Genomic DNA, 21694 nt, shown 5'->3' on the forward strand with positions numbered 1-21694 from the left:
GCCCACCCGACAGCAGCGGGATACTGTGGTGCTTCAGTGCTTGCGCCGCAGGTACAGGCGCCGCAGCAGCACGGCCACCACCACGATGTTGAGCAGCAGCACCACCGCCCCTTGCCAGTGGCGGTGCGCCAGCAGGTGCTGTATTTCCAGGGGAATGTACAGCCCCGAGGACAGCGCGCCCAGCCATTCGCCCCAGGCCTTGTCATGCCACAGGCCCCAGGCCTCCAGCCAGCGCAGCGCGATATAGGCCGCGCCCAGCAGTACCAGCGTATGGATGGAGGTGGCATTGACCTTGTCCACCCAGCCGATCAGTACGGCCGGGTAGCGTGCGTTGGGCGAGAGGCCGAAGTGCCCGATCAGCTCCAGCGCCAGGCGGTGCAGATCGTGGTGCAGCAGGCTCAGCAGCCCCAACAGGCCCAGCAGCGCGGCAACGCCTTTGAGCGCTTCAAAAATGGCAATGCTTTTGAGCGCGGTGCGCAAGGCTGGGGGGCTGGTGCTGGCTGGCATGGCGCAGAGCATGGCCGATGGCGCGCCGTTTGGCTGTCGGCCAACAGCGACAACGGGGCTGCCAGTGCCATCGCCGCCACAGTTGCTACCGTCGCCCCCCAAGGCCCCAGGCCCCCCTATTCAGTGACAGGAGGGGGACGGTGCCCACACCGCCTCTGCAGACCATGACGATGACCGAGCCTGTTTCCCCACTCCCGCCGGGCCGCTCGCCCGCTGCCCGCGCCTGGCGCCGTTTCAAGTCCAACAAGCTGGGCTTTTACAGCCTGCTGCTGTTTGTGGTGCTGGTGGTGCTCAGCCTGTTTGCCGAGCTGATCAGCAACGACAAGCCGCTCGTCGTGCGCTACGAGGGGCAGACCTATTTTCCGCTCGCCAAGGACTACCCCGAGACCACGTTTGGCGGCGATTTCCACACCGCCACCGACTACCTGGACCCCTTCATCCAGCAGCAACTGGGCAAGGATGGCAACTGGGCGCTCTTTCCGCTCAACCGTTATGGCCCCAACACCATCAACTACTTTGCCAAGTCACCCACGCCGTCGGCACCATCGGCCGACAACTGGCTGGGCACCGATGACCGGGGGCGTGATCTGCTGGCCCAACTGATCTACGGTTTTCGGGTCAGCGTGCTGTTTGGCTTGGCGCTGACGGCGGTGGGCACGGTGATCGGCGTGCTGACGGGTGCCATACAGGGCTTTTTCGGCGGCAAGGTGGACCTGATGTTCCAGCGCTTTACCGAGATATGGGGCGCCATGCCGGTGCTGTACCTGCTGATCATCTTCAGTGCCGTGCTGGCCCCCAGCGCTGCGCTGCTGCTGGTGCTGCTGGCCTTGTTCGGCTGGATGGCGCTGTCGGACTATGTGCGGGTGGAGTTTCTGCGCAACCGCCAGATGGACTATGTGAAATCGGCGCGGGCGCTGGGCGTTCCCAGCTGGAAAATCATGTGGCGCCACATTCTGCCCAACAGCATGACGCCGGTGGTCACGTTCCTGCCGTTCCAGATGAGCGCCTCGATTCTGACCTTGACCTCGCTGGATTTCCTGGGCCTGGGTGTGCCGCCCGGCACGCCGAGTCTGGGCGAGTTGCTGAGCCAGGGCAAGAACAGCATCGACGCCTGGTGGATATCGCTGGCCACCTTTGCGGTGCTGGTCGGCACCTTGCTGCTGCTGACCTTTATGGGCGATGCGCTGCGGGATGCGCTGGACCCGCGCAAGCAGCTCAATGCGCCCCGTGCGGGCGCAGCGCCGGTGGCAGTGCCAGCCCAGCCAGCCGCACCAGCCGGCGCAGATGCCCAGGAGGCCCGCCATGCTTGAGCCAACACAAGCCCCGGTGGCGGTGCCCGCGCCGCTATTGCAGGTCAACCACCTCCATGTGGGCTTTGGCGGCCAGGATGTGGTCAAGGACCTGAGTTTTTGCATCCAGGCTGGCGAGAAGCTGGCGCTGGTCGGAGAGTCCGGCTCGGGCAAGACGATCACAGCGCTGTCGCTGCTGCGCCTGGTGGGTGAGGCCCAGCTGCGCGGCGAAGCGCTGATGGGCGGGCGCAATCTGCTGCAGATCTCCGAGCGCGAGATTCAAGCGGTGCGGGGCGACGAGATTGCGGTGATCTTTCAGGAGCCGATGACGGCGCTGAACCCGCTGATGACCATCGGCGCGCAGATTGCCGAGGTGCTGCAGCTCAAGCAGGGGCTGAGCGACAAGGCGGCCTGGGAGCAGGCCGTGCAGCTGCTGGCCACCACCGGCATTGCCGAGCCGCAGCGCCGCGCCGGCAGCTATCCGCACCAGCTCAGCGGTGGCCAGCGCCAGCGCGCGATGATTGCGATGGCGCTGGCCTGCCGGCCCAAGCTGCTGATCGCCGATGAACCCACCACCGCGCTGGATGTGAGCCTGCGCGGCCAGATCCTGGAGCTGCTGGGGGACTTGCAACGCCAGACCGGCATGGCCGTGCTGATGATCACCCATGACCTGCCGCTGGTGCGCCATTTCGCCGACCGGGTGGCCGTGATGGAGAAGGGCCGGTTGGTCGAGCAGGGCGCCGTGGCCGAGGTGTTTGCCGCGCCCCAGCATGCCTACACCCAAAAGCTGCTGGCCAGCACGCCCCAGCGCCAGGTCGTGGCCCGCCAGCCCGAGGCGCCGGCGGTGCTGCAGGCACGTGACCTGCATGTAGCCTATGCGACGCCGCTGCCGGGCTTTGCCGGCTGGTTCCGCAAGGGCCGGTTTGAGGCGGTGCGCGGCGCCAGCCTTCGCCTGGCCCGGGGCCAGACCCTGGGCGTGATTGGCGAATCGGGCTCGGGCAAATCCACCCTGGCCCAGGCGATCCTGGGTCTGCTGCCCAGCGAGGGTGAGCTGCGCATTGGCGAACAGGCCTGGCAGTTGCCGGCGCAGCGCAACAGTGCCGCCAACCAGCAACTGCGCCGCCAGGTGCAGGTGGTGTTCCAGGACCCGTTCTCGTCGTTGTCGCCACGCATGACGGTGCAGGAGATTGTGGGCGAAGGCCTGCAACTGGCGCAGCCCCACCTGGCCGCTGCCGGGCTGCAGCAGCAGGTGCGGGCGCTCCTGCAGGAGGTGGGCATGACCGAGGCCCAATTCCCGGGCCTGCTCGACCGCTATCCGCATGAGTTCTCGGGTGGCCAGCGCCAGCGCCTGGCCATTGCCCGTGCGCTGATCGTAGACCCTGACATTCTGGTGCTGGACGAGCCTACCAGCGCGCTGGATGTCACCATCCAGCAGCAGGTGCTGGCCTTGCTGCAGCGCCTGCAGCGTGAACGCGGCCTGAGCTACGTGCTGATCACGCACGATGTGGCGGTGATCCGCGCCATGGCGCATGAGGTGCTGGTGATGAAGGATGGCGAAGTGGTCGAGAGCGGCGACGTCATGCAGGTGCTGGACGCACCCCGCCAGCCCTACACACAGCGGCTGATGGCGGCGAGCCTGGAGCTGAGCTGACATTCCCCATGACACAGATTGATGTAGCGGCAGGCCGCCCAGAGGCGCCTGCGCGAGCACTTGGACATCCATGACAGAACTACTGCAAGTGACCGGTTTGGGCAAGCGCTTTGGCGGCGTGCAGGCCGTGGCGGACGTGGGCTTTACGCTGCGCCGCGGCGAGGTGCTGGCGCTGATAGGCCCCAATGGCGCGGGCAAGACGACCACCTTCAACATGCTGGGCGGGCAGCTGGTGCCCGATGCCGGCAGCATGCTGCTTAACGGCACCGCCCTGGGGGGCAAGCGGCCCCGTGAGATCTGGCGCCTCGGAGTAGGGCGCACCTTCCAGATTGCCGAGACCTTCGCCTCACTGACGGTGGCCGAGAATGTGCAGATGGCTTTGCTGTCTGCTGCGGGCCGCACTTTTGGCCTGTGGCAGAAGGCTGCCGGCTTTCAGCGTGACGAAGCACTGGCGTTGCTGGCGCTGGTGGGCATGCAGGACCAGGCCGACCGCGCCTGCAATGCGCTGGCCTATGGCGATGTGAAACGGGTGGAACTGGCGCTGGCGATGGCCCACAAGCCGGTGCTGCTGCTGATGGACGAGCCCACGGCCGGCATGGCGCAGGCCGAACGCCTGCAACTGATGGCGCTGACCCGGCAACTGGCCCGCGAGCGCGACATGGCCGTGCTGTTTACCGAGCACAGCATGGATGTCGTCTTTGCCTATGCCGACCGCATCATTGTGCTGGCGCGGGGCCGGCTGATTGCCGAGGGCCAACCGGAGGAGGTGCGGCGCAACCCCGAGGTGCAAGCGGTGTACCTGGGCAAGGGCAGCACTTACGACAGTGACGGCATGCGCCAGGAGTCCGCCTTATGAACACGCAGACCCCCGATGCAACAGCTGAACTGCTGCTGCAGGTGAGCCAGCTCAACGCCTGGTACGGCGAGGCCCACATTTTGTTTGATGTGGGCCTGGAGGTGCGGCGTGGCGAGGTCGTGGCCCTGATGGGCCGCAATGGTGCGGGCAAGTCCACCACGCTCAAGGCCATCATGGGCCTGGTAGAGCGGCGCAAGGGCAGCGTACAGTTCATGGGCCAGAACATTGCGCAGGCCGACTCTTGGCGTATAGCGCGCCTCGGGCTAGGCTATGTGCCCGAAGAGCGCCGCATCTTCAGCGGTCTGACGGTGCTGGAAAACCTGGAGGTGGGCCGCCAGCCCGCCCGCCGCTGGGCCGATGGCAGCCAGGCCAGTGCGTGGACGGTCGACGAGTTGCTGGCGTTCTTTCCCAATCTGGCAGCCATGCCGCAGCGTCCAGGAGGGCAGATGAGTGGCGGCGAGCAGCAGATGCTCACCGTTGCCCGCACGCTCATGGGCAATCCCTACATGGTGCTGCTCGACGAGCCCTCCGAGGGCGTGGCGCCTGTCATCGTCGAGCAGATGGCACAGATGATCCTGCAGCTCAAGCAGCGCGGCGTGAGCATTCTGCTGTGTGAGCAAAACCTGCACTTTGCACGTCTGGTGAGCGACCGGGCCTATGTGCTGGAGAAAGGGACGATCCAGTTTGCCGGCAGCATGCAGGCGCTGATCGATGAGGAGCGTGCTGGCGCCAAGCGGATCGGCGTCTGAAACGCCATCCGGCAAAGCAAAGCCTGCACGCGGCACGTGCAGGCTTGGGTGCCGCTGCAGCGATTGAAGGGGGCTGCGGCCTGGAGCCGTTAACACGACCGAGCAAACCGAAGGTTTGCGATTGAAGTTGGGCGCCCCCGACAACGCGTCAAGCCGCTGGCAGTACAGCAGTACGAACAGGCTTGGCGCGGCCGGCGAGGCAACGACGTGTCAAGGCTTGTGTTGGCGGCGCTTACCAGTGGCCCGTGGGATTGACGCCGTCCTGCATCACCCAATGGATGCGTGAGGTCTCCACGCCCATCAGTGCGGCCTGGTGCACCAGCATGTCGGTGGTCTTGCCGTCGAGCACGGGCTTGCGCGAGAGCAGCTTGAAGGAGTCGGTGGTGTCGCCCATCAGCATGGCCCAGCGGTATTCGGGATCGATCGCGACCACATGGTAGCCCTCGTGGAAGGGTCCCATGAACGAGGCTTTCATCGCGCCAAAGTGGGGCGCGCCGACAAAGCGGGCAATGCCATGGCCTTCCACCCAGCGGTGGGTGCCTGCATGAAAGCCCCGGGTGGTGATGCCCAGGCTGCCGTCGCTCAGCAGTTCGTATTCGACGCGTGAACGTGTCAGCGGCTTGCCCAGACCGCGTTCGATGCGGGCGATCTCATACCAGTCGCCGACAAAGCGCTCAACATCAAAGTCGGCCACCGGCTCAATCAGGTCGACCGGCACGACTTTGCGGGAGCGCTTGCTGGTCCACCAGTAAACGGCCAACGCTGCAACACCCGCTGCTACGGGGAGCCAGAGGGAGCGCTGCTGCGGTCGTTGTTGATGATCGAGCTCGTGCATAAGCAAATATTCCTTGTTTTGTTTTATGAATCCTAACCAGATAGCAGTAATTTACAAGCTGGTAGAGCGGGCCAAATGTAAGCAAAGCGCCTGATTTGCGGGCTCCGCTTGCGGCGTGCATGCCTAATTTCGCACCCAGCCATCGGAATTAGCAGGTATTTTTATCTGCTCGCCTGGCATCTGTGGCCTAATGTCGGTTTTGTTTATCGCGAGGTCCCAGGATGGGCAACAAAATCGTTACGGAAGCTGACCGCAAGTTCACCCCCCAACCGGCCCTGCCTAACGGCAAGAGCCTGCCTACCGCTGGCCGTGGCCAACAGGTCAGCCGTGCCCGTGGCACCGCTACCCGTTCCAAGAAGAACCCAGGCAAGCGTACGCACAAGGGCGGTTGATACCGCATACCGGTTTTGCCCCGTCCGCATGCCGCGCTTGCCACGATCAGGCGCGGCATGCGGATGGTGCCTTTTCGGTAAGAAAGAGCCCGCTTTGGCGGGCTTTTTTGCGTCTGTGCAAAGGGACTTCAGCGCTGCAGGCGGCGGCGCAGCTCCAGCACCTCTTCCATCAGGTCGACAGTCAATGCGGCCAATTGCGGGTCGGCGTCATAGGTGTGCTCCAGCATCGCAACGCGGCGCGCGCGAACGATGCAGGTAGCGGCAAAGCGCCAGCTGGTGACCGCATCGGGGTTGCGCGTGCCCGTGCTGGGCGTCAGCACGCCATCGACGACACGGGCCTGCACCCAGTCCAGATTGCGTTGGCAGGCCTGCGCCAGGCTGGCGGCATCCAGGCTGTCGTCGTCGATGATCTGCACAGTGGTGGTGTGTACGGTGGTGGTGTGGGGCATGGTTACGCTCCTTGGCGAGGCTGGAACTGGGGAAAGGCCTGGGCAAAGGCGGTATAGGCGGCGCGTTCCTCCTCGGTGGTTGCTGGCGGGATGTGCAGCTGCAGCTCCAGGTACAGGTCGCCAGGTGTGGCAGCGGGCAGGCCCTTGCCCTTGATGCGCAGCTTGCGCCCGGCCGACCAGCCCGCCGGAATGCGCACCTCCAGCGTGCCTGCGGGGGTGTGCACCTCGGCGCTACCGCCCAGTGCCGCTTCCCAGGGGCTGACGGCCATCGGCATATAGACATCCTTGCCTTCGGCGCGCCAGCGCTTGTCAGCGCGAAAGTGCACTTCCAGCAGCAGATCGCCCGCCGGGCCACCCTGGTACCCGGGTCCGCCCTGACCGGCCAGACGAATCATCTGCCCTTCGCGCACGCCGGCGGGGATCTTGACCTGCAGCTGGCGTTCCTGGCTGCGCACCTCGCCCTCGCCGGTGATCTCCTGGCCGTGCAGGGTCAGCATGCGCTCGCTGCCGCGGTAGCTGTCCGTCAGGTCCAGCTCGATGCTGGCGTGCTGGTCTTCGCCCCGCATGGTGGCACGCGGCCCGCCCGCAGGGCCGCCGCGTTGCCCCCGTGCAGCGTCGCCAAACATCTGGCGAAAGAAATCGCTGTAATCCGCATCCCCGCCCATGCTTTGGCGGCGAAACTGGAAATCACCGCTGTCAAAGCCCTCGGCACCCCGGAAGGGGTTGCCCGCGCCGGACGCAAAACCGCGCGGAGCGTCGAGCATCGCGTCGTACTCAGCGCGCTTTTCCGCATCCGACAGCACGGCATTGGCCTCGTTGACTGCGGCCATGCGCTGCTGGGCGTCTTTTTCCTTGCTCAGGTCCGGGTGGTATTTGCGCGCCAGCTTGCGAAATGCCTTTTTGATCTCGTCTGCGCTGGCCTTTTATCCACGCCCAGAACCTCGTAGTAGTTTTTGGAATCCATGCCTGCTCCCGAAGATGTGGCAGTTTGCCGTTGTACCTGCAACTGCCCATTGGTCAATCACTTTCTAGAACTTAGTTGCTTTTGACGCTGATGCAAGTCAGAGAAGCGCGTATTCACAAAGACGTTGGGCCCGTCGGATACCGCAATGGTGGTAAAAATACGCCTTTGTTTGCGGGATGGGCTTGGTATGACCGACGCTGCGAATGCGCGCTGGCTGGTGGTGTGTTTATGCGCGCAGTGGTGTGGTACCTGCAGCCAGTACCAGCCGGTGTTCGATGCGCTGGCCAAGGCCTGGCCCGGCATGGACTTTGTCTGGCTCGACGTGGAGGACGAGGAAGAGGCCTTGGGCGAGTTGGACATCACGACGTTTCCCACCGTCCTGCTGGGCCGGGGCTCCGACGCGCTGTTTCTGGGCCCGGTCCTGCCCCAGGCCGGTGTGCTGCAGCGCATGCTTGAGCGCTTTTCGCAGGGCGATGCGCCCGCATTGCCCGGCGGCGATGAGGCCCACGCGCTGCTGCACCGAACGCTGGCCATTGTGCAGGCCCGCAGCGCGCAGGCTTGATCGCCACTGCGCCTAAAAGCCACCCTGCCTCATTGCATCGATACTGGTTTGCCCCTATAATTGATGTCTACACGACCAACTGGGCGGTGCCAACCGCCCATTTTTTTTGGTCGCATGTTTTTCAGCTCGATGCTGCGGAATGTGTAACATTCCGTGGTTCTCGGGTTTTTTGTATTTGCGGGATAAATAGCACACGTGAGCTTGCAAGAAACCACCCTACAAACGGTGAGCGGCCTGGGCTACGACTTGGTGGAGATCGAACGCTCTGCCAGCGGCCTTTTGCGCATCACCATCGACCTGCCTTGGAGTGCGGATGACGTCCGTCCGGAAGGCGTGCCAGAACAGTTTGTCACGGTGGAGGATTGCGAGAAAGTCACCCGCCAGCTGCAGTTTGCGCTGGAAGTCGATGGCGTGGAGTACAAGCGCCTCGAAGTGTCCTCGCCCGGTATCGACCGCCCATTGCGCCATGAGCAGGATTTCATCCGCTTCACCGGCGCGGTGGTGGACCTGACGCTGAAGGAGTCCATCGGTGCCGCTGCCGAAGGCACGACCATCAGCGCCAATCGCAAGAAGTTTCGCGGCACGCTCGAGCGTACCGAGGCCGGTGGCTGGCAGATCGTCTGGAGCGATGCGCCACCCGTCAAGCCTGGTGCCCGCGTGAGCAAGAAGCGCCCGCCCGCACCGCTGCAAAGCCTGGGCTTTACGCTCGATGAATTGCGTGAAGCGCGTCTGGCCCCCATCGTGAGCTTCAAGGGCAGGGCGGCGGCAGAGGCCGCCGACGATACCCAGGCCTGATTGGCCCCGCACATGGTGGCGCTGCTGATGCTGCCTTCTGGTTAAAGATTGAAATAGGAGAGTCGTCGCATGAATCGCGAATTGTTGATGCTGGTGGATGCCATCGCGCGCGAAAAGAACGTAGAGCGCGATGTGGTGTTTGGCGCCGTGGAATCTGCCCTGGCCCAGGCCACGAAAAAGCTGTATCCCGGCGAAGTGGATGTGCGTGTGGCTATCGATCTCGATACCGGCGATTACGACACTTTCCGCCGCTGGCTGGTGGTGCCCGATGATGCGGGCCTGCAAAACCCAGACGCCGAAGAAATGCTGATGGACGCGGTCGACCGCAAGGAAGATGTGCAGGTCGGCGATTACATCGAAGAGCAGATCGAATCCGTGCCTATCGGCCGTATCGGTGCGATGGCGGCCAAGCAGGTCATTTTGCAAAAGATCCGTGATGCCGAGCGCGAAATGCTGCTCAACGACTTCATGGCGCGCGGCGACAAGATCTTCAACGGCACCGTCAAACGCATGGACAAAGGCGACATCATCGTCGAGTCCGGCCGCGTCGAAGGCCGCCTGAAGCGCGGTGAAATGATTCCGAAGGAAAATCTGCGCAATGGTGACCGTGTCCGCGCCATGATCATGGACGTGGACCTGACCCTGCGCGGCGCGCCGATCCTGCTGTCGCGCTCTGCGCCCGAGTTCATGGTCGAGCTGTTCCGCAACGAAGTGCCCGAAATCGAGCAAGGCCTGCTGGAGATCAAGAGCTGCGCCCGTGACCCGGGCAGCCGCGCCAAGATTGCCGTGCTGAGCCACGACAAGCGCATTGACCCGATCGGCACCTGCGTGGGTGTACGCGGCAGCCGCGTGAACGTGGTGACCAATGAGCTCGCCGGCGAGCGCGTGGACATCGTGCTGTGGTCCGAGGATCCCGCCCAGTTCGTCATCGGTGCACTGGCTCCGGCCAATGTGTCCTCGATCGTCGTGGACGAAGAAAAGCACGCCATGGATGTGGTGGTGGACGAGGAAAACCTCGCGATCGCCATCGGCCGTGGCGGTCAGAATGTGCGTCTTGCCTCCGATCTGACGGGGTGGAAGATCAACATCATGGACGCGGCCGAGTCGGCCCAGAAGCAGGAAGAGGAAACCAGCACTTCCCGCAAGCTGTTCATGGAAAAGCTGGATGTGGATGAGGAAATCGCTGACATCCTGATCGAAGAAGGTTTCTCCAGCCTGGAAGAAGTGGCCTATGTGCCACTGCAGGAAATGCTGGAAATCGAGAGCTTCGATGAAGAGACCGTCAATGAGCTGCGCACCCGTGCCAAGGATGCGCTGCTGACGATGGAAATTGTCCACGAAGAGAGTGTTGCCCGTGTTTCCCAAGAGTTGCGTGATCTGGAAGGGATGACGCCTGAGTTGGTAGCCCAGCTGGAAGCTGGTGGAATCCACACGCGTGACGACCTGGCCGATTTGGCCATTGATGAATTGACCGAGCTGACCGGACAGTCTGCCGATGACGCAAAAGCCTTGATCATGAAGGCCCGCGAACATTGGTTTGATGGACAGGAATAAGGTCAGGAGGCACGGAACAAGATATGTCGAGTAATACTGTCGCCGAGTTCGCTGTTGAACTCAAGAAATCACCGGATACATTGCTGGAACAACTGCAAGCTGCGGGTGTGTCCAAGCAAAATGCATCCGATGCACTGACCGAATCGGACAAACAAGCGCTGTTGTCCCATCTGCAGGCCGCCCACGGCGCTGCCGACCGCAAGAAGATCACATTGACCAAGAAATCTACCAGCGAGATCAAACAAGCCGACGCCACCGGCAGGGCACGCACCATCCAGGTGGAAGTGCGCAAGAAGCGTACCTTCGTCAAACGTGACGAGGTTGCCGAGCCCGATACCGAAGAAGCGCTCAAGCACGCCGAAGCCAAGCAAAAGGAAGCCGAACACAAGGCTGAGCTGGTCAAGCGCGAAGAGGAAGCCCGCCGCGAAGCTGAGCTGATCAGCAAGCAGGAAGCGGACCTGGTGCAGCAGCGTGCCGATCGCACCGAACGCGAAGACCGCGAGCGCAAGGAGCGCGAGGCCGAGGAGCGCGCCGCTGCCTATGTGGCCAAGACGCAGGAGCGCAAGGCCCAGGAAGCTGCCGAGCAGGAAGAAGCGGCCCGCCGCCATGCCCAGGAGCTGGCTGCCCGCAACGAAGCGCAGGCTGAAGCCAAGAAAAAGGCTGAAGACGAATCCAAGGCCCGCGAGGCGGAGGAAACCGCGCGCGCTGTCGATCTGGACGAGCGCCGCCGCAAGGCCCTGGCCGAAGCGGAAGCCATTCGCGCGATGATGAATGCGCCCAAGAAGGTGCTGGTGGCCAAGAAGCCTTCGGAAGAGAAGAAGGATGTCAAGGCCGCTGATGCCAAGAAGGGCACCTTGCACAAGCCTGCCACCACCGGGACTGGCGCTGCCAAGCCTGCCGCTGGCGCAGCGCCTGGCAACAAGGAAGTCAAGTCGGCCAAGCTGTCGTCGAGCTGGAGCAACCAGAACGACAGCAATGGCAAGAAGAAAGAGCTCAAGACCCGTGGAGATTCCTCGGGTGGCGTGGCTGGCCGTGGCAACAACTGGCGCTCCGGCCCCCGTGGCCGCCGTGGCAACGATCGCAACGACAACCGTGGCGCGCAATCGGCTGCGCCGGTGGAAGCGCGCGTGCTCGACGTCTATGTGCCCGAGACCATTACCGTGTCCGAGCTGGCCCACAAGATGGCCATCAAGGCCTCCGAGGTGATCAAGTCGCTGATGAAGATGGGCCAGATGGTCACCATCAACCAGCCGCTGGACCAGGACACCGCGATGATCGTCGTGGAAGAAATGGGCCACAAGGCGCACATTGCTGCGCTGGATGATCCGGAAGCGTTCACCGCCGAAGAGGAATCCCAGGCCGAATCCGAAGCGCTGCCACGCGCTCCGGTGGTGACCGTGATGGGTCACGTCGACCACGGCAAGACCTCGCTGCTGGACTACATCCGCCGCAGCAAGGTGGCTGCGGGCGAAGCCGGCGGCATTACGCAGCACATTGGTGCCTACCACGTGGAAACGCCACGCGGCATGATCACCTTCCTGGACACCCCCGGTCACGAGGCCTTCACGGCCATGCGTGCCCGTGGTGCACAATCGACCGACATCGTGATTCTGGTGGCCGCTGCCGACGACGGCGTGATGCCCCAGACCAAGGAAGCCATCAAGCACGCCAAGGCGGCTGGTGTTCCTATCGTGGTGGCCATCACCAAGGCGGACAAGCCCGATGCCAACCCCGAACGCGTCAAGCAGGAGCTGGTGGTCGAGCAAGTGGTGCCTGAAGAGTACGGTGGTGACTCGCCCTTCGTGGCCGTGTCGTCCAAGACCGGCCAAGGCATTGACGAGCTGCTCGAACAAGTGCTGCTGCAGGCCGAAGTGCTGGAACTCAAGGCACCGGTGGAAGCCAATGCCAAGGGTCTGGTGATCGAAGCCCAGCTGGACAAGGGCCGCGGCCCGGTGGCCACGGTGCTGGTGCAGTCCGGTACCCTGAAGGTCGGCGATATCGTGCTGGCAGGTCAAACCTATGGCCGCGTGCGCGCCATGGTCGACGAAGACGGCAAGGTCGCCAAGGAAGCGGGCCCATCGCTGCCCGTCGAAATCCAGGGTCTGTCGGATGTGCCGCAAGCCGGTGATGACTTCATGGTGCTGCCCGATGAGCGCCGCGCCCGTGAAATCGCCACCTACCGTGCAGGCAAGTTCCGCAACACCAAGCTGGCCAAGCAGCAAGCTGCCAAGCTGGAGAACATGTTCGCCGAAATGGGTGCAGGCAACGTGCAATCGCTGCCGATCATCATCAAGGCCGACACCCAGGGTTCGCAGGAAGCATTGGCTGCCTCGTTGCTCAAGCTGTCGACCGACGAAGTCAAGGTGCAGATGGTCTACACCGGCGTGGGTGGTATCAGCGAGTCGGATGTGAATCTGGCGCTGGCCTCCAAGGCGATCGTGATTGGTTTCAACGTGCGTGCCGATGCGCAGGCGCGCAAGACCGCCGAGAGCAACGATGTCGATATCCGCTACTACAACATCATTTACGACGCTGTCGATGAGTTGAAGGCGGCCATGTCCGGCATGCTAGCTCCCGAGCAACGCGAAGAGATCATCGGTATGGCCGAGATCCGCACCGTGTTCGTGGCTTCGAAGATCGGTACCGTGGCAGGTTCGTACATCACCCAGGGTCACGTTACCCGCAATGCACACTTCCGTCTGCTGCGCGACAACGTGGTCATCTACACGGGTGAGATCGACTCGCTGCGCCGTATGAAGGACGACGTCAAGGAAGTCAAGGAAGGCTTCGAATGCGGTATCAAGCTCAAGAACTACAACGACATCAAAGAAGGTGATATGTTGGAAGTCTTTGAGATCAAGGAAATCGCTCGTACGCTGTAATTTCCGATGGCAACTCGCAAGAAAACTGCTGCGCCCAACCGCAGCTTCAAAGTCTCCGACCAGATCCAGCGCGATCTGTCGGAGCTGATCGCCCGTGAGTTGAAGGACCCACGTGTGGGCATGGTGACCCTGCAAGCCGTTGAGGTGACGCCGGACTATGCCCACGCCAAGGTCTATTTCAGCTTGCTGATCGGTGACCCTGACCAGACCCAGGACGCATTGAACCAGGCTGCTGGCTTTTTGCGCAATGGCCTGTTCAAGCGCCTGCACATCCACACCGTGCCGACCTTGCATTTCATCTACGACCGCACCACCGAGCGTGCAGCCGACATGAATGCCTTGATCGCCAAGGCAGTGGCATCGCGCGGTCCCGAGGAAGGCTGACCCGATGAATGCCTCTCGCACACGGGTGCAGCGGCGCCCTGTGCACGGGGTGTTTCTGCTTGATAAACCCATTGGCCTGTCCAGCAACGACGCTTTGCAAAAAGTGAAGTGGCTGCTGCGCGCCGAAAAAGCGGGCCATACCGGCACGCTCGACCCTTTGGCCACCGGTGTGCTGCCGCTGTGTTTTGGCGCGGCCACCAAGTTCAGCCAATTGCAGCTCGATGCCCCCAAGACCTATGAGGCCCTGGTGCACCTGGGCGCCACCACCACCACCGGCGATGCCGAGGGAGAGGTGCTGCAGACCTGGAAGGTGGACACACAGGCGCTGAGCTCCGAAAACCTGGCTGCTGTGGCGGCCCGGTTCACCGGACCCATCAGCCAGGTGCCGCCGATGTACAGCGCGCTCAAGCGCGATGGCAAGGCCCTCTACGAATATGCCCGTGCCGGCATCACGCTCGAGCGTGAGCCGCGCGCCGTGACCATCTTGCATCTGACGCTCTCCCGCGTTGAAGAAGAGCAGGCGTATGTCGCGCTCAAGATGACGGTGCGCTGCAGCAAGGGCACCTATGTGCGTACGCTGGCCGAGGATATTGGCCAGGCGCTTGGCTATGGCGCGCATCTGCGCAGCCTGCGCCGCATAGAGACCGGCGGGATCGACCTGTCCCGCTGCATCAGCCTGCAAACCCTGGAAGCGACGCCCGACGCCGAGCGCCTGCAGACCGTGTTGCCCGTCGACACGTTGCTTGCAGCGCACACCCGTGTCACGCTCGATGGTGATAATGCAGGCAGATTTTTGTCCGGCTTGCGCCGGCGGGGTGAATGGGCCGATGCCGATGCAGTGGCCGTTTATGGAGAAGAGCCTCCTGCGCTTTTGGGTGTGGCACACATCCGGGCGCGCGAGCTCATTCCCGACCGCCTCCTGAGCCCCGTCGAGATTCAACAAATTTTGGAAGGAACGCCGCGCCCACAAGCCAGCGGCATTTTGGAAACATCATGAGCAAACAAATCCGCAATATTGCGATCATCGCCCACGTTGACCATGGCAAGACGACCATGGTGGACCAGCTGCTGCGCCAGTCTGGTACCTTCGCCGAACACGAAAAAGTCGTGGACACCGTGATGGACAACCACGCCATCGAGCGTGAGCGCGGCATTACCATTCTGGCCAAGAACTGCGCCGTGTCCTGGAACGGCACCCACATCAACATTCTCGATACCCCCGGTCACGCGGACTTCGGTGGTGAAGTGGAACGCGCGCTGTCCATGGTGGACGGTGTGGTGCTGCTGATCGACGCGCAAGAAGGCCCCATGCCCCAAACGCGTTTCGTGACCAAGAAGGCACTGGCCCTGGGCCTCAAGCCCATCGTCGTGGTGAACAAGGTCGACAAGCCCGGTGCCAACCCCGACAAGGTCGTCAACGCTGCGTTCGACCTGTTCGACAAGCTGGGCGCGACCGATGAACAGCTGGACTTCCCCGTGGTATACGCCTCGGGCATCAACGGCTGGTCGTCGAAGGAAGAAGGCGAGCCAGGCGCGCAATGGGGTCCCGACATGTCGGCCCTGTTCGAAACCATTCTGGAACACGTGCCATCGGTGCAAGGCGATGCGACTGCACCGCTGCAGATGCAAGTCTCCGCACTGGACTACTCCACCTTCGTGGGCCGTATTGGCGTGGGCCGTATCACCCAGGGCACGCTCAAGCCCGGTCAGCAAGTGGCCGTGATGGCCGGCCTGGACGGCAAGAGCTACACCGGCAAGATCAACCAGGTCCACACCTTCCAAGGTATTGACCGCGTGCAGGCAACCGAAGCTGGTCCTTCCGAGATCGTGCTGATCAGCGGTATCGAAAACATCGGTATCGGTGAAACCGTTACCGACCCGGCCAATCCACAGCCTCTGCCGATGCTGAAGATTGACGAGCCTACGCTGACGATGAACTTCTGCGTGAACACCTCGCCACTGGCAGGTCGTGAAGGCAAGTACGTGACCAGCCGCCAGATCTGGGACCGCCTGCAAAAGGAACTGCGCTCCAACGTGGCCCTGCGCGTCAAGGAAACCGACGAAGACGGTATCTTTGAAGTGGCTGGCCGTGGTGAACTGCACCTGACCATTCTGCTGGAAGAAATGCGCCGCGAAGGCTATGAGCTGGCCGTGTCCAAGCCACGCGTCGTGATGCAGATGATCGACGGCGTCAAGCACGAGCCTATCGAGCTGGTGACGGCCGACATCGAAGAAGGCCACCAAGGCGGCGTGATGCAAGCGCTGGGCGAGCGCAAGGGCGAGCTGGTGAACATGGAACCCGATGGCCGCGGCCGCGTCCGTCTGGAATACCGCATTCCGGCCCGTGGCCTGATCGGTTTCACCAACGAATTCCTGAACCTGACCCGTGGTTCCGGCCTGATCGCCAACATCTTCGACAGCTACGAGCCGCACAAGGGCGAAATCGGCGGCCGCAAGAATGGCGTGCTGATCTCGATGGACGACGGTGAAATCTTCACCTACGCGCTGGGCAAGCTGGACGACCGTGGCCGCATGTTCGTCAAGCCCAACGACCCCGTGTACGAAGGCATGATCGTTGGTATCCACAGCCGTGACAACGACCTGGTCGTGAACGCCACCCGTACCAAGCAGCTGACCAACTTCCGCGTGAGCGGCAAGGAAGACGCGATCAAGATCACGCCTCCTATCGAGCTGTCGCTGGAATACGGTGTCGAGTTCATCGAAGAAGACGAACTGCTGGAAATCACCCCCACCAGCCTGCGCGTGCGCAAGCGCCACCTGAAGGAACACGACCGCAAGCGCGCATCGCGCGAAAACGCATAACCTGCGTTGCGACGTGATCCCACACCAGCAAAGGCCGCATCTGCGGCCTTTTTTGCGTATTGGAGGCGTCAGCCCGTAGGCTGGAGCTTGAGCAGCAGTTCCTTCAAACGCTGCGCCGTGGCCACCGGCTGGCGCTGGTTCAACGCCAGCGCAATGCCGATCTGGGGCAGGTGCTGGGTGTCGGTCAGTTCGCGGAAGACGACGCCTGGCGTGGCGGCCTTGGCGACGACGGCAGGCACCAAGGCCACGCCCAGGCCCGCGCCCACCAGGCTCACCAAGGTCTGTGCCTGCACGGCATGCTGCTTGATCTGCGGCATGAAGCCGGCGTTCTGGCAGGCCAGCACCACCAGCGCATGCAGGCCTGGCACCTCGCTGGGGCGGTAGTTCACAAAGGGTTGGTCGGCCAGGTCGATCAGTTGCAGACGGTCCTTGATCTGCAGCGGGTTGCCAGCGGGCAGCGCGGCAATCAGGCGGTCGGGCTCGACCGGGGTGATGGACAGCTCGGTGGCCTGTGTCACCGGGTAGCGCAGCAAGCCGGCATCGAAATCGCCGCTGGCGACCTGGGCGCAAATCTCACGCGTGGTCGATTCCGTCAGCACCAGGTCGATCGCAGGGTAGGCGGCCCGGAAGGCCTGCACCAGTTTGGGAATCAGCGAGAACGTGGCCGAGCCGATAAAGCCGATGTGCAGGCGCCCCAGCTCGCCGCTGGCAGTGGCCTGTGATACCGCCTGCACCTGGCGCGCATGGTAGAGCGCGAGCTTGGCGCTCTCCAGCGCAGCCCGGCCCGCGCCCGACAGCACGGTGCCGCGCCGGTCACGCTCGAACAGCTGCACGCCCAGGTCGTCTTCGAGCTTGCGGATCGACTGCGACAGCGGCGGCTGCGACATATGCAGCTGCTCGGCCGCCTGGCGGTAGTTCAGGGTGTGCGCCAGGGTGACAAAGTGGCGCAGTTGGCGCAAGTCCATTGATATCTCCTGTGTATCAGTACCTGTCAATTGCGACATAGACACAGTTGTGAAACATATCAAATAATGCCATTCATCGCTATCACCACAAAGACGGAGACAAGCCTTGAGTGCATTGACAGGCCTGCGGGTGCTGGACCTATCCAGCGTGATTTTCGGGCCGCTGGCCAGCCAGGTGCTGGCCGATTACGGCGCCGAGGTGATCAAGATCGAGCCGCCCGGCGGCGACTCCACGCGCTACACCGGGCCGGCTGCCGAGGCCGGCATGTCGGCGCTGTTCATGGGCTCCAACCGCAGCAAGAAAAGCGTGGTGCTGGACCTGAAGGCGCCCGAGGCCCAGGAGGCGCTGCATGCGCTGCTCAAGACCACCGATGTCTTCATGCACAGCATGCGCCCGCAAAAACTGGCCAAGCTGGGGCTGGACCCGGTGCGGCTGCGCAGCCAGTACCCGCGCCTGGTCTACGTGGGCCTGCATGGCTTTGGTGAAGATGGCCCCTATGCCGGCCTGCCCGCCTATGACGATGTGATCCAGGGCATGAGTGGCCTGGCCGACTTGATGGAGCGCCAGACTGGCGAGGCCCGCTACCTGCCGACCATTGCCGCTGACAAGACCTGTGGCCTGGTGGCAGCGCATGCGGTGATGGCGGCCCTGTTCCAGCGTGAACGCACCGGAGAGGGCAGCTTTGTCGAGGTGCCGATGTACGAGACCATGGTGGGCTTCAACCTGGTCGAGCATTTCTACGGCATGCATTTTGAGCCGGCACTCAGCGGCGCCGGCTACCCGCGCGTGATGGCGCCCTGGCGCAAGCCCTATAAAACCCTGGATGGCCATGTCTGCATGATGCCCTACACCGATGGCCACTGGCGCCGCTTCTTCGCCGCCGTGGGCCAGCCAGAGCTGGCGCAGGACGAGCGCTTTGCCACCCAGGCCCAGCGCACGCGCCATATCGCGACCTTGCTGGAAATTATGAGCAGCTATGTCGCGCAAAAGGACACCGCCTACTGGCTGCAGACCTGCGAGGCGCTGGAGATCCCCGCCGCCCCCGTCGCGCGCATGGACGACCTGCCGCGCGACCCGCACCTGCAGGCCACCGGCTTTTTTGTCGAAAAGCACGATCCCGCCATGGGCACGGTGCGTTTTCCGCGCTCCTCGGTGCGCATCGATGGGGCGCAGGCGCCCATCGGCATGCCACCGCGCCTGGGTGAGCACACGCAGCAGCTGCTGCGCGAGGCCGGGTGGGGCGATGCCCGCATTGCCGCCTTGCAGCCCCCCGTGGCTGATGAACCGCTGAAAGAAAAAACGCCATGACCGCCCCTAACTGGATTTCTTCCACCGAGAACCGCGCCGCCACGCTGGCCGGCACCGCACGCATGGGCCAGGGCTTTGTCTGGCAGGACCTGCAGGTCGGCCAGCAGCTGCGCACCTTTCGCCGCACGGTGACGGAGACCGACCTGGTCAACTTCATCAACACCACCGGCATGCTTGAAGCCATCTTTATCGAGGACGGCTACGACGGCGGCGCGATCCGGGGCCGGCCGGTACCCGGTGCGCTCACCTACACCTTGATCGAAGGCTTCATCCTGCAAAGCATGATCCAGGGCACGGGCCTGGCCATGCTGGAGCTGCACCAGAAGATTCTGGGCCCGGTGTTGGTCGGCGACACGATCGAGGCGCTGGTGGAGGTAACCGGTATCCAGCCCACCAGCAAAGGCGGCCGGGCGGTGGTGACCTCGCGCATCGAGGTCTATAACCAGCGCCAGGAGCAGGTGATGGTCTACACCGCCGTGCGCCTGCTGGCCGGGCGCTAGCGCGGCCTTCCGGTGGGTGGCCACCATGGCCTGGGTCAGATGAGAGAACCAATACAGGAGACAAAGATGCAATATGGTTTTGTACGCCGTTCGGCCCTGCTTGCGTTGGCGCTGGTGGCTGTTGGCGGGGCTGCGCAGGCGCAGGATCCATGGCCCAGCAAGCCGATCACCCTTGTCGTGCCGTTTCCGCCGGGCGGGCCTACCGACATGGTGGCGCGGGTGCTGGCACAGCAGGTGGGCCAGCAGCTGGGGCAGACGGTGATCGTCGACAACCGGCCTGGCGCCAACGGCAATATCGGTAACGCGCTAGTGGCCAAGGCGGCGGCCGATGGCTATACGGTGCTCTACAACACCTCGTCGATTGCGCTCAGCCCCTCGCTGTACAAAAAGCTCAGCTACGACGTGACCAAGGACCTGCGCCCGGTCGCGTTGACGGCCGTGGTGCCGCTGGGCCTGGTGGTCAACCCCAAGGTGCCCGCCCACACGGTGCAGGAGTTGGTGAAGCACGCGCAGGACAACAAAGGCAAGCTCTCCTACGGCTCGGCCGGCAATGGCAATGTCACCCACCTGGCCGCCTTTCAGGTGGTGCAGCACTATGGCATCGATGCCAGCCATGTGCCCTACAAGGGCAGTGCGCCGGCCGATGTGGACCTGGTCGCGGGCCAGATCGAGTTCATGACCGACACCATCAATTCGGTGGCGCCCTTCATCAAGGACGGCAAGCTCAGGCTGCTGGCGGTGAGCACGGCCCAGCGCATTCCCAATTTCCCCAACGCCCCCACGTTGGCCGAAAGCGGCATGACCGGCTTTGAGGCCGGTGCCTGGCAGGGTGTGATGGTGCCTGCCAAGACGCCCGATGCGGTGGTGCAGCGCCTGAACGCCGAACTGCTGAAGGCATTGAAGGACCCGGGCGTGCTGGAGAAGCTGCGCGTGCAGGGCACCGAGCCGCTGGGCTCTACCCCGCAGGCCTATGGCGACTACATCCAGAGCGAGATCAAGCGCTGGGCCGGCGTGGTCAAGAGCACGGGCGTATCCCTGGACTGAACGAAAGCGAAGACGATGACGATTCTCAACGGACTGGCGCTGACGCGCATCCCGCCCGAGGGTGAGGCGCTGCGCGCCGAAGTGCGTGCCTTTTTGCAGGAGGCGGTCAAGGACATTCCGGCCCATATCCGCGCCAAATCCTGGAGCGGCTACGACCCGGCCTTCAGCCGCAAGTTGGGCGAGAAGGGCTGGCTGGGCATGACCTTTCCCAAGGCCTATGGCGGCCATGAGCAGGGCGCTTTTGCGCGCTATGTGGTGGTCGAGGAGCTGCTGAATTTCGGCGCCCCGGTCGGTTCGCACTGGATTGCCGAGCGCCAGAGCGCGCCCTTGATCCTGAAATACGGCACCGAGGCGCAAAAGCAGCGCTATGTACCGCCGGTGGCACGGGGCGAGAGTTTTTTCTGCATCGGCATGAGCGAGCCCAATGCCGGCTCCGACCTGGCCAGCGTGCGCACCCGCGCCGTGCCCCATGAGGGCGGCTGGCTATTGAACGGGCAGAAGATCTGGACGACGAACGCCCAGCACTGCCAGTACATGATTGCGCTGGTGCGCACCTCGGGCGAGGCGGCTGACCGCCACAAAGGTCTGTCGCAGCTGATCGTGGACCTGAGCCTGCCGGGCGTCACCGTGCGGCCCATTGAGGACATGTCAGGTGATAGCCATTTCTGCGAGGTCTTCTTTGACAACGTGCAGCTCGCTCCCGATGCACTGGTGGGCGCCGAAGGGCAGGGCTGGGAGCAGGTCACCGCCGAGCTCGCCTATGAGCGCAGCGGCCCGGAGCGCCTGTTCTCGTCGGTGGTGCTGTTGGACCAGTGGCTGGCCTTTTTGCGCAGTCAGGCGGCGCCACGCGCCGAATCGCTGAAGCTGGCCGGCCAGATCCTGACACGCCTGGCACCGCTGCGCGCGCTGTCGGTAGCGGTGCAAGAGAAGCTGGTGCAGGGCCAGAGCCCCATCGTCGAGGCCGCGCTGGTCAAGGACCAGGGCACCGTGCTGGAGCAGTACATTCCGGCCGCGATTGCCGATGACCTGATGGCGCTGGATGGCGAGGCCGTGCCGCATGAACTGCTGCTGACCCTGAACTACCTCACACTCGTCTCGCCCTGCTACACGCTGCGCGGCGGCACCCGCAGCATTTTGCGCGGCATGATCGCGCGCGGCCTGGGCCTGCGTTGAGCGCAAGGAGA

At 63.5% G+C, this 21694-nt stretch carries 20 protein-coding genes and 1 pseudogene; 16 read left to right on the plus strand and 5 right to left on the minus strand.

Annotated features, from left to right (window positions below; genetic code table 11):
• Positions 1–33 precede the first annotated feature (33 nt).
• Positions 34–507, minus strand: coding sequence for a DUF2127 domain-containing protein (locus MJ205_RS06460; protein WP_239811702.1), 474 nt, complete (start codon positions 505–507; stop codon positions 34–36).
• Between the two features lie 164 nt (positions 508–671).
• Here MJ205_RS06460 and MJ205_RS06465 point away from each other — a divergent pair, with 164 nt between their 5' ends.
• The 4 genes from MJ205_RS06465 (at position 672) to MJ205_RS06480 (ending at position 5052) form a co-directional block, all read left to right on the plus strand.
• A complete protein-coding gene (locus tag MJ205_RS06465) occupies positions 672–1817 on the plus strand; it encodes an ABC transporter permease (RefSeq protein WP_446715077.1) in 1146 nt (381 codons plus the stop codon).
• A complete protein-coding gene (locus tag MJ205_RS06470; RefSeq protein ID WP_239811703.1) occupies positions 1810–3447 on the plus strand; it encodes an ABC transporter ATP-binding protein in 1638 nt (545 codons plus the stop codon). Before MJ205_RS06465 ends, MJ205_RS06470 begins: the two co-directional genes overlap by 8 nt.
• Positions 3448–3517: 70 nt before the next feature.
• Entirely contained in the window at positions 3518–4303 is a 786-nt protein-coding gene (locus tag MJ205_RS06475) for an ABC transporter ATP-binding protein (RefSeq protein ID WP_239811704.1), read from the plus strand.
• On the plus strand, positions 4300–5052 hold the full coding sequence (locus tag MJ205_RS06480; RefSeq protein WP_239811705.1) for an ABC transporter ATP-binding protein: 753 nt from the start codon (positions 4300–4302) through the stop codon (positions 5050–5052). The genes MJ205_RS06475 and MJ205_RS06480 overlap by 4 nt, the downstream gene beginning before the upstream one ends.
• Before the next feature lie 232 nt (positions 5053–5284).
• On the opposite strand, the gene MJ205_RS06485 is transcribed toward MJ205_RS06480, so the two are convergent.
• On the minus strand, positions 5285–5887 hold the full coding sequence (locus tag MJ205_RS06485) for a lipocalin family protein (RefSeq protein WP_239811706.1): 603 nt from the start codon (positions 5885–5887) through the stop codon (positions 5285–5287).
• Between the two features lie 221 nt (positions 5888–6108).
• Here MJ205_RS06485 and MJ205_RS06490 point away from each other — a divergent pair, with 221 nt between their 5' ends.
• The gene (locus tag MJ205_RS06490) at positions 6109–6279 is read left to right on the plus strand and encodes a hypothetical protein (protein WP_239811707.1); all 171 of its coding nucleotides are present in this window, start codon (positions 6109–6111) and stop codon (positions 6277–6279) included.
• Between the two features lie 128 nt (positions 6280–6407).
• Here MJ205_RS06490 and MJ205_RS06495 read toward each other — a convergent pair whose 3' ends face one another.
• Together MJ205_RS06495 and MJ205_RS06500 are read right to left on the minus strand one after the other, a co-directional pair.
• Complete coding sequence (locus tag MJ205_RS06495) at positions 6408–6728, minus strand: MerR family transcriptional regulator (RefSeq protein WP_239811708.1); 321 nt, start codon at positions 6726–6728, stop codon at positions 6408–6410.
• Between the two features lie 2 nt (positions 6729–6730).
• Positions 6731–7692, minus strand: a pseudogene (locus MJ205_RS06500) (DnaJ C-terminal domain-containing protein).
• Between the two features lie 187 nt (positions 7693–7879).
• Between MJ205_RS06500 and MJ205_RS06505 the strand changes: the two are divergent.
• From MJ205_RS06505 to typA, 7 genes are all read left to right on the plus strand, one after another.
• A complete protein-coding gene (locus MJ205_RS06505) occupies positions 7880–8254 on the plus strand; it encodes a thioredoxin family protein (RefSeq protein ID WP_239811709.1) in 375 nt (124 codons plus the stop codon).
• A 195-nt stretch (positions 8255–8449) separates the two neighbouring features.
• Positions 8450–9049 (plus strand): ribosome maturation factor RimP, encoded by a 600-nt coding sequence (gene rimP / locus MJ205_RS06510; RefSeq protein WP_239811710.1) that lies wholly within the window; start codon positions 8450–8452, stop codon positions 9047–9049.
• 69 nt (positions 9050–9118) lie between these two features.
• Complete coding sequence (gene nusA, locus MJ205_RS06515) at positions 9119–10603, plus strand: transcription termination factor NusA (RefSeq protein WP_230776252.1); 1485 nt, start codon at positions 9119–9121, stop codon at positions 10601–10603.
• A 23-nt stretch (positions 10604–10626) separates the two neighbouring features.
• Positions 10627–13485 (plus strand): translation initiation factor IF-2, encoded by a 2859-nt coding sequence (gene infB / locus MJ205_RS06520; protein WP_239811711.1) that lies wholly within the window; start codon positions 10627–10629, stop codon positions 13483–13485.
• 6 nt (positions 13486–13491) lie between these two features.
• A complete protein-coding gene (gene rbfA, locus MJ205_RS06525; protein ID WP_021027862.1) occupies positions 13492–13869 on the plus strand; it encodes a 30S ribosome-binding factor RbfA in 378 nt (125 codons plus the stop codon).
• Between the two features lie 4 nt (positions 13870–13873).
• A complete protein-coding gene (gene truB, locus MJ205_RS06530; protein WP_239811712.1) occupies positions 13874–14866 on the plus strand; it encodes a tRNA pseudouridine(55) synthase TruB in 993 nt (330 codons plus the stop codon).
• Positions 14863–16692, plus strand: coding sequence for a translational GTPase TypA (typA, locus tag MJ205_RS06535; protein ID WP_239811713.1), 1830 nt, complete (start codon positions 14863–14865; stop codon positions 16690–16692). Before truB ends, typA begins: the two co-directional genes overlap by 4 nt.
• A 68-nt stretch (positions 16693–16760) precedes the next feature.
• Here typA and MJ205_RS06540 read toward each other — a convergent pair whose 3' ends face one another.
• Positions 16761–17657: a LysR family transcriptional regulator gene (locus MJ205_RS06540; protein ID WP_239811714.1), complete on the minus strand. Its 897-nt coding sequence runs from the start codon at positions 17655–17657 to the stop codon at positions 16761–16763.
• 106 nt (positions 17658–17763) lie between these two features.
• Here MJ205_RS06540 and MJ205_RS06545 point away from each other — a divergent pair, with 106 nt between their 5' ends.
• The 4 genes from MJ205_RS06545 (at position 17764) to MJ205_RS06560 (ending at position 21683) form a co-directional block, all read left to right on the plus strand.
• Positions 17764–18966 carry a CaiB/BaiF CoA transferase family protein gene (locus MJ205_RS06545; protein ID WP_239811715.1) on the plus strand — a complete coding sequence of 401 codons (1203 nt, stop codon included), beginning with the start codon at positions 17764–17766 and terminating at the stop codon, positions 18964–18966.
• 62 nt (positions 18967–19028) lie between these two features.
• Positions 19029–19466, plus strand: a complete 438-nt coding sequence (locus tag MJ205_RS06550) for a MaoC family dehydratase (RefSeq protein ID WP_446715078.1) — start codon at positions 19029–19031, stop codon at positions 19464–19466.
• 66 nt (positions 19467–19532) lie between these two features.
• Entirely contained in the window at positions 19533–20510 is a 978-nt protein-coding gene (locus MJ205_RS06555) for a Bug family tripartite tricarboxylate transporter substrate binding protein (RefSeq protein WP_239811717.1), read from the plus strand.
• Between the two features lie 15 nt (positions 20511–20525).
• Positions 20526–21683, plus strand: a complete 1158-nt coding sequence (locus tag MJ205_RS06560; protein ID WP_239811718.1) for an acyl-CoA dehydrogenase family protein — start codon at positions 20526–20528, stop codon at positions 21681–21683.
• Positions 21684–21694 lie beyond the last annotated feature (11 nt).

Source organism: Comamonas sp. B21-038 (genome assembly GCF_022387135.1).
GTDB classification, from domain to species: Bacteria; Pseudomonadota; Gammaproteobacteria; order Burkholderiales; family Burkholderiaceae_C; genus Comamonas; species Comamonas sediminis.

Coding starts and splice junctions, on each gene's coding strand:
- MJ205_RS06555 (WP_239811717.1), top strand. CDS start 19,533: ATGCAATATGGTTTTGTACGCCGTTCGGCCCTGCTTGCGTTGGCGCTG.
- MJ205_RS06475 (WP_239811704.1), top strand. CDS start 3,518: ATGACAGAACTACTGCAAGTGACCGGTTTGGGCAAGCGCTTTGGCGGC.
- MJ205_RS06495 (WP_239811708.1), bottom strand. CDS start 6,728: ATGCCCCACACCACCACCGTACACACCACCACTGTGCAGATCATCGAC.
- MJ205_RS06485 (WP_239811706.1), bottom strand. CDS start 5,887: ATGCACGAGCTCGATCATCAACAACGACCGCAGCAGCGCTCCCTCTGG.
- MJ205_RS06550 (WP_446715078.1), top strand. CDS start 19,029: ATGGGCCAGGGCTTTGTCTGGCAGGACCTGCAGGTCGGCCAGCAGCTG.
- MJ205_RS06460 (WP_239811702.1), bottom strand. CDS start 507: ATGCCAGCCAGCACCAGCCCCCCAGCCTTGCGCACCGCGCTCAAAAGC.
- MJ205_RS06505 (WP_239811709.1), top strand. CDS start 7,880: ATGACCGACGCTGCGAATGCGCGCTGGCTGGTGGTGTGTTTATGCGCG.
- MJ205_RS06490 (WP_239811707.1), top strand. CDS start 6,109: ATGGGCAACAAAATCGTTACGGAAGCTGACCGCAAGTTCACCCCCCAA.
- MJ205_RS06465 (WP_446715077.1), top strand. CDS start 672: ATGACGATGACCGAGCCTGTTTCCCCACTCCCGCCGGGCCGCTCGCCC.
- typA (WP_239811713.1), top strand. CDS start 14,863: ATGAGCAAACAAATCCGCAATATTGCGATCATCGCCCACGTTGACCAT.
- nusA (WP_230776252.1), top strand. CDS start 9,119: ATGAATCGCGAATTGTTGATGCTGGTGGATGCCATCGCGCGCGAAAAG.
- rbfA (WP_021027862.1), top strand. CDS start 13,492: ATGGCAACTCGCAAGAAAACTGCTGCGCCCAACCGCAGCTTCAAAGTC.
- MJ205_RS06480 (WP_239811705.1), top strand. CDS start 4,300: ATGAACACGCAGACCCCCGATGCAACAGCTGAACTGCTGCTGCAGGTG.
- MJ205_RS06560 (WP_239811718.1), top strand. CDS start 20,526: ATGACGATTCTCAACGGACTGGCGCTGACGCGCATCCCGCCCGAGGGT.
- truB (WP_239811712.1), top strand. CDS start 13,874: ATGAATGCCTCTCGCACACGGGTGCAGCGGCGCCCTGTGCACGGGGTG.
- MJ205_RS06540 (WP_239811714.1), bottom strand. CDS start 17,657: ATGGACTTGCGCCAACTGCGCCACTTTGTCACCCTGGCGCACACCCTG.
- MJ205_RS06470 (WP_239811703.1), top strand. CDS start 1,810: ATGCTTGAGCCAACACAAGCCCCGGTGGCGGTGCCCGCGCCGCTATTG.
- infB (WP_239811711.1), top strand. CDS start 10,627: ATGTCGAGTAATACTGTCGCCGAGTTCGCTGTTGAACTCAAGAAATCA.